General features: G+C 70.4%; 8 protein-coding genes. 7 read left to right on the plus strand and 1 reads right to left on the minus strand.

Annotated features, from left to right (window positions below; translation table 11 throughout):
- Positions 1–778: ATP-dependent DNA ligase (locus tag ABZ863_RS35135; RefSeq protein ID WP_358544045.1), on the plus strand; the 778-nt coding region annotated here is incomplete at its 5' end.
- Positions 779–837: 59 nt separating this feature from the next.
- Here ABZ863_RS35135 and ABZ863_RS35140 read toward each other — a convergent pair.
- A complete protein-coding gene (locus ABZ863_RS35140; RefSeq protein WP_358544048.1) occupies positions 838–2,157 on the minus strand; it encodes a hypothetical protein in 1,320 nt (439 codons plus the stop codon).
- A 212-nt stretch (positions 2,158–2,369) separates the two neighbouring features.
- Here ABZ863_RS35140 and ABZ863_RS35145 point away from each other — a divergent pair, with 212 nt between their 5' ends.
- The 6 genes from ABZ863_RS35145 to ABZ863_RS35170 all read left to right on the plus strand — a co-directional run bounded on the left by ABZ863_RS35145 (position 2,370) and on the right by ABZ863_RS35170 (position 6,411).
- Positions 2,370–3,389, plus strand: a complete 1,020-nt coding sequence (locus tag ABZ863_RS35145) for a radical SAM protein (RefSeq protein WP_358544050.1) — start codon at positions 2,370–2,372, stop codon at positions 3,387–3,389.
- Positions 3,386–4,021 (plus strand): hypothetical protein, encoded by a 636-nt coding sequence (locus tag ABZ863_RS35150; protein WP_358544052.1) that lies wholly within the window; start codon positions 3,386–3,388, stop codon positions 4,019–4,021. The genes ABZ863_RS35145 and ABZ863_RS35150 overlap by 4 nt, the downstream gene beginning before the upstream one ends.
- Entirely contained in the window at positions 4,014–4,493 is a 480-nt protein-coding gene (locus ABZ863_RS35155) for a hypothetical protein (RefSeq protein ID WP_358544055.1), read from the plus strand. The genes ABZ863_RS35150 and ABZ863_RS35155 overlap by 8 nt, the downstream gene beginning before the upstream one ends.
- The gene (locus ABZ863_RS35160) at positions 4,490–5,284 is read left to right on the plus strand and encodes an STM4013/SEN3800 family hydrolase (RefSeq protein WP_358544057.1); all 795 of its coding nucleotides are present in this window, start codon (positions 4,490–4,492) and stop codon (positions 5,282–5,284) included. Before ABZ863_RS35155 ends, ABZ863_RS35160 begins: the two co-directional genes overlap by 4 nt.
- 16 nt (positions 5,285–5,300) lie before the next feature.
- Positions 5,301–5,819: an NUDIX hydrolase gene (locus ABZ863_RS35165; protein ID WP_358544059.1), complete on the plus strand. Its 519-nt coding sequence runs from the start codon at positions 5,301–5,303 to the stop codon at positions 5,817–5,819.
- 211 nt (positions 5,820–6,030) lie between these two features.
- Complete coding sequence (locus tag ABZ863_RS35170) at positions 6,031–6,411, plus strand: lasso peptide biosynthesis B2 protein (protein ID WP_165400827.1); 381 nt, start codon at positions 6,031–6,033, stop codon at positions 6,409–6,411.
- The last annotated feature ends 65 nt before the right edge of the window (positions 6,412–6,476 follow it).

The raw sequence follows: 6,476 nt of genomic DNA on the forward strand, positions 1-6,476 counted from the left end.
CGGCATCGGCATGGACCTGGTTCTCGACGGCGAACTGGTCGTCCTGCGGGACGGGAGGCTGGACTTCGCGGCGTTGCAGCAGCGGGCCCGGCTGGCGGGCTTTCGCGCCCGCTCCGCCAGCAGGTCGACGCCTGCGCACGTCGTCGCCGTCGACCTGCTGGAGGCCGACGGAGAGGTCCTGATGGGCCGCCCGTACCGGGAGCGGTGGGCGCGTCTGGAGGCGCTGTTCACCGGCGGGGTGCTGGGCGGCCGGTGGGCCTTGGTGGGGTCCACGACGGAGCGGGACCGGGCGCTGGCCTGGATGGACCCGGACTGGGCGCGGGCCGGTGTCGAGGGGGTGGTGGTGAAGCCTGCCGGCGGACGGTACCGGGCTGGCAAGGGCGGCTGGTGGAAGGTGCGGTCGCGGGAGTCCACCGAGGGCGTGGTGGGTGCGGTGACCGGGCCCCTCTCGGCACCGGACGCCCTGCTGCTCGGCCGCTGGGATGCCGAGGCGCGCTTCCGGATGATCGCCCGGACGACGCCGCTCTCGGCCACCGCACGCCGGGAGGTGGGCGCCCGCCTCACGGCGGCCGGTGACGACCACCCGTGGCACGGCGTGCAGTTCTCGGCCGGCTGGGGGACGCGCCTGCCTCTGCCGCACGTCCCCGTCGCGCCGGTCCTCGTCGCCGAGGTCGTCGGCGACACCTCGGTGGACGACGCAGGCCGGTACCGGCACCCGGTGCGCTTCCTCCGGCTCCGCGACGACATCGGCCCGGACTCTGTTGCGCCCTTGCCCTGACGGGCACAGGGCGATGGCTCCGCCACGGCTTCGTGGGGCGGCGCTTGGGCGTTGAAGGACTACGTGCTCGCCGCCTGGCTGGCGTGCAAGAGTTCGGCGACGCCAGGGGCTTGTAGGTGCTCCTCGAAGCGGGGGCGTAGTCGCTGGATGAGGGTGACGCAGCGGGGGGCGCCGATGGTCTGGGCGAGCGTCAGGGACTCGGTGGCCGCCTTGGACGCTTCGTCGGCGTGGCCCTGGGTGAGGAGGGTGGAGGCGCGGTAGGAGAGGAACACGGCCCGGGTCTTTGCCCGTGCTGGGCTGAGGTGGGTGATGCCGCGGTGGATGAGGGCGTCGCCTTCGCCGGTGTCGCCGAGGTCAACGAGGGCTTGGCCGGTGTCGACCTGGAGGTCTTCGGGGCCGAACCATGCACACCACGCGGGGGCGGGGTCCGGGGCGGTCCGGTCGAGGTTGTGCTCGGCGGCGCGGAGTGAGGTGCGGCAGTCGGTGGCGTCTCCGAGTGCGGCCTGGGCGCGGGCGAGGCGGAGGTGGAGCAGGGCTCGGGCGGTGGGGTGTTCGGTGCGGGCGACGGCGTGCTGGAGGATGGTGGCGGCGGTGGCGGGGTCGTGGCGCCAGGTGGCTTGGTAGGCGAGGTCGCTGATGATGCCGGCGCCGAGGTCGCGGTCGTGGGCGGCGTGGGCGCTGTGGAGGGCGCCGTGCCAGAGGCGGGCGGCGGCCGCGTGCTGGCCGGCGTCGAAGCGGGTCCAGCCGACGGTCTGGGCGAGGCGGGCGGCAAGGGTGTGCAGTCGGGCGGCCTGGTCTGGGGTGTAGGTGGCGTCGGCGATGAGGTCGGTGACGGTGGCGAGGTGGCCGTCGAGCGTGGCGAGGGTGTGCTGGCGCTGGTGGGTGATCATGCCGGCGAGACGGAGTCCGGATTTCTCCAGGACGTCGAGGAGGTCGGGGTCGAGCCGGCCGCCGTCGAGGGAGCGGGCGAGGGCGGTGGGCTCTGTGGTCGCCCACTGGTGGGTGAGGCCGGTGAGGGCCGCGGTGGAGTAAGCGAGGAAGGTGCGGCGGTCCATGGAGGTGCGCAGGGCCTCTCGTAAAGCTGGGGCGGTGCTGTGCGGGGTGAGGGGGTGGGGGTGTTCGCGGCCGGGGAGCCAGTCGGGCCACGGGGTGGTGGCGGTGACGGCGGGGTCCACGCCGAAGATTTCGGCGAGGTAGGTCTGGGAGTCGGCGTCGGGCTGTGCTCGTCCGGTCTCCCAGGCCCAGATCCGCTGCTTCTTGGTGCCGGATTGCAGGCCGCGGCGCTCGGCCGCCCGGCGGACGCGGTCGGCGAGGTCGGGCTGGGTCCAGCCGGCCTGGATGCGGGCGTACGCCAGGGGGTGACGGATCAGGTCATCCACACAACACTCCCTTCCCTGCGTAACAAGCGATACACGTAACGTGACGTGCCGGGGGTACCGCGAGAGTACCGTCAACCCCTCGGATTCTCGGCTCTGTTGCCATGTACTGGCGGCGTCGGACAGCCCGACAGTCGGGCGGCGCCACCCGGGTTCTGGCTCCTGCGGACCAGCCAGGCGCCCACGATGTCACCGTCTCTCTTCAGGAGGGCATCATGGCCGTTCCGCTTGACCACAGCTCCGCCGTCGACTACACCGCCCTGCGCAACTTCGCGGCCCTCCGCGGACAGCTGCGCGTCTCTCTCACCCCCCGCTGCAACATCGCCTGCTGGTTCTGCCACAACGAGGGCGACATCCCGCCGCCGGTCACCCGGGCCAACCGGACTCTTCAGCCCCGGGTGAAGCAGTTCTCGGCCGAGAACTACCTGACCTCGATCGAGGCACTGGCCGGTGCGGGACTCAAACGGGTGTACTTCACCGGCGGGGAGCCGTTGACGTCACCGCTGGCCCGCCCTGTCCTGGAGAACCTGCCGGACCTGGGGGCCGGCGGCTCCTACACCCTCATCACCAACGGCACCCGTCTGCGCACCCACCGGTCGTGGCTGGCCGGCACCCGCCTGGACAAGGTGAAGGTGTCGCTGCACTACTTCTCGGACGAGTCGATACGCGCCATCGCCAATACCCGTATCAGCATTGATGCCGTTCTGGACGGCATCGAGCAGGCCCGGGACATCTTCCCGCAGGTGGAGCTGAACTGCCTGCTCCAGCGGGAGAACGAGCATGAGATCGGCTCCATCTTGGAGTTCGCGCTGAACCGGCGCCTGCCCGTGCAGTTCATCGAGCTGGTCAGCACCGACTTCAACGAATCCCGAGCCTCCTCGGCCGTCTCCGCGGACGCGCTGATCACCCATCTGCGGACGCTCACGGCCGACGAACGCACCGAGGTCACCGGGGTCGGCCAGGGGCGGCGGGTGTTCCGCGTCGACGGAGTCGAGATCGACGTCATTCACCGCAACCTCGGCCGCCACCACGTCGGGCAGTGCGGAGCCTGCCCGAAGCGCACGCACTGCGTCGAGGGATTCTGGGCCCTGCGCCTGGACCACACCGGCAGCCTCCAGCCGTGCCTGCTCCGCGACGACCTACGCCTTGACCTCAGTAAGCTCGTGAACCACCACAGGCACTTCGCCGAGGCCACCGCGAGCCACGTCAGCGCCTTCACCGAGGGATCCCTGTGAACAGCACCGGCACGCCCACTCTGCCGACCCAGGACGGCGTAAACGGCCCCTTCATCGTCCTGGAAGGCGTTTCGGGCATCGGTAAAACGACACTCGCCACCGCCCTGCGCGACCGCCTGAGCGCCACCACCCTCCACACCCTGCCCGCACCCCACGACAGCTGGTCCGTCACAGTCCACACGGCCCTGCGCCCCCTGCCCCAGTTCGCTTTCTACCTCTCCGGGCTGCTCCACGCCTCGGACCTGATCCGGCAGGCCCGCGCCCTGGGCCCGGTCGTAGCCGACCGGTACGTCTCCTCCGTGACGGCGTGCCTCGCCACGGTGCACCGGGTCCCCGTCGAGACGGTCGCCCAGCGACTCCTCCCCTTCCGCGAGTACCTGGTCGAACCCACCCGCACCTTCTACCTCACCTGCACTGAGGAGAAGCTGCGAGAACGCCTGACCACCAAGCAGGACACCAAAGCGGACGATCACGAACTCCTCTCCATCCCGGGCCGGCTGACCAGCCTGCTGAAGAACTTCGAGCGCGTCGCCGCCCAGGACACAAGCGCGGTGTGTCTCGACACCAGCGAAGCGCCCCCCGACGACCTGGCCGACATCATCCTCAGCCATCTGGAGCCCCCGCGTGCTTAACCCGATCGACACCGCATCGGTCATCCGCGAAGGCGGCGCCGTCGGCATCCACCGTTCCGACCTGCACGAAGGCGTCGCCTGGTGGCTGGGCTCATGTCTGGTTGTGACCCACCAGGTGCGCCGTCTGCTCGTCGCCCACAGCAGCAGCCCTCTGATCGCCACCTACGCCGACCGCCTGTGCAGGGGAGCCACCAACGCCCGGCATTACGCCTGCGAGGTCACCACTATGGGCGCCCGAACCGAGGAGGAGTTCCTCTCCGCGCTGCAGGAGGCGCCGGTGGCCGGGGCGTGGCTGTCCGACTCCGACGGGTACGTCCGCATCCGGCTCCACGGCCCCGGCGGCGAAGTCCTCCAGGGGGCTGGCCTCGCGACCATCCGCGACATGATCAGCAGAGACCTGGTGCCCATCCCCGTCAACGACCGCGCAAAGGGCACCATCAGGCCCTGGCAGACGAAGAGGAACCGAGCGTGATCAACGCCGCCGAGATCATCTCCCAGGGCCACGGCATCCTCTTCGTCACCCTCGACTCGCTGCGCTACGACGTTGCCCAAGACGCAGTCGATGCCGGGCTCACGCCGCGGCTCGCCGCTCATCTGCCGGCCGGCCGGTGGGAGCGCAGGCAGACGCCTGGAACGTTCACCCTTCCGGCCCACATGGCGTTCTTCTCAGGCTTCCTTCCCAAGCTGCCCCAGCCCGTCCAGCCAACCCGCCTCTGGGAGTGCCGCCCACCGGCCTTCAAGACCGTACCGGCCGAGACGTTCCTGTTCGACGCCCCGAACCTCTTGGCCGGCCTCAAGCAGCACGGCTACCGCACCCTGTGCGTCGGCGGCGTCACCTACTTCTCCCGAGAGACCCCGCTGGGCTCCGTCCTGCCGGACATGTTCGACATGGACCGCTGGCAGCCGGAGTTCTGCTCCCCCCACAGCGACTCCACCCGCCACCAGGTGGACGAAGCCCTCACCCTTGCCGGCGCGTACAACAAGCAGCCACCGTTTCTCTTCGTCAACGTCTCGGCGACCCACGTCCCCCACGGGCATTACCTAGGCTCCAGTACGGACACGGCCGCCTCACAAAGAGCAGCCCTCGCATACGCGGACACCCACCTCGGGCGCCTCCTCGACGGCCTCAAGCAGCACGGAACCTGGCTGGTGATCATGTGCGCCGACCACGGGGACGCCTACGGAGACGACGGCTTCCACGGGCGAGGCATCGCCCACCCGGCCGTGTTCAACGTCCCCTACGCCGCGTGGGTCCATTGCTAAGCGCTAGCATCCCGCGATGGCCAACACCCCGCATGCATCCGTCATCGTGGCCCGGGACGCCCAGGGCCACATCGCACTCCTCAGCTCACACTTCCCCCAGCACGGCGGCGAGTACCTGTTCCTGCCCGGCGGGCGGTTCGAGAACGACGAGACGCCCCTGGAGTGCGCTCAGCGGGAACTCCTGGAGGAAGCGGGCGTGACCAGCGCGCGCTGGGAGCCGCTCGGCTCCTTCACTCCCACCCTCACCTCCCCGGCGAGGGTGCACCTGTTCCTCGCAGAGGACCTGACCCTGGGGCCCCAGCAGCTAACCCCCAGCGAGGCCGACTTCAAACTCACCTGGTGGCCGATGCACGAGGCCCTGGCCGCAGTACAACTGGGCCAGTTTCTGCTCCCCGCCGGCCCCCTCGCCCTCTTCCTGGCAGCCTCATCCACTGCCCCGCAGGGAACTGGAACGGGCAACGAGATGGAGCAGAACAACACACAGAACGACGCAGTGCGTTCCCGGCCAACTCTGACGCCAGTCGACCGCACATGATCGCGGTTCAGTGCCACGGCCTGTGCCCTCGTCGCAACGCTCGCCGCCGAGGGCCACGACGAGAAGGCCGAGCACACCATCCAGACCACCATCGACCAGCTCGTCACGCCGGGTACCTCACCATCGCCGGGCCGGAGCTCCAGACACTGCCTGGGCAGATGCCCGATGTGGCGGCGCCGGCCCCGGACACCGAACGGCCCCCTCCCGTCCGGTGCGCTGGCTGGCCCGGACCTGGCTGGCGCTCTCTGATGCTGATGACCGGGCGCTGGCGCCTCTGCGGGTGCTGCCCGCTGCCTCACCCGCTCTGGCCGGCGCCGTCTCGGCCGCCGTACTGCAGATCCGCCCGGCCTGGTACCGGGGCGGCATCGCCTGCATGGAAATTTCGCTCGCCACGGTCCTCGCCCTTGCGCTCTGCGGCCGACGGGCCCACTGGGTACTGGGCGCACGGCAGTTGCCCACCAAGGCACATGCGTGGGTGTGGACCGAGGACGGCGCATTCGGGCTGTCCGGCCGCGACCGCCCGGACCCCGCCGCCTCTGGGTCGGGGCCCTCGCCGCACCTCCCGTGCCGAAAGGGTGACGCACATGAATGAAAATGAGGCATCCTCGCGGTAACCTCGCAGGTCAGCAAGTGTCGGCCCCGCACGCGCGGGGATGC

The organism is Saccharomonospora sp. NPDC046836 (genome assembly GCF_040645195.1).
GTDB lineage: Bacteria > Actinomycetota > Actinomycetes > Mycobacteriales > Pseudonocardiaceae > Prauserella_A.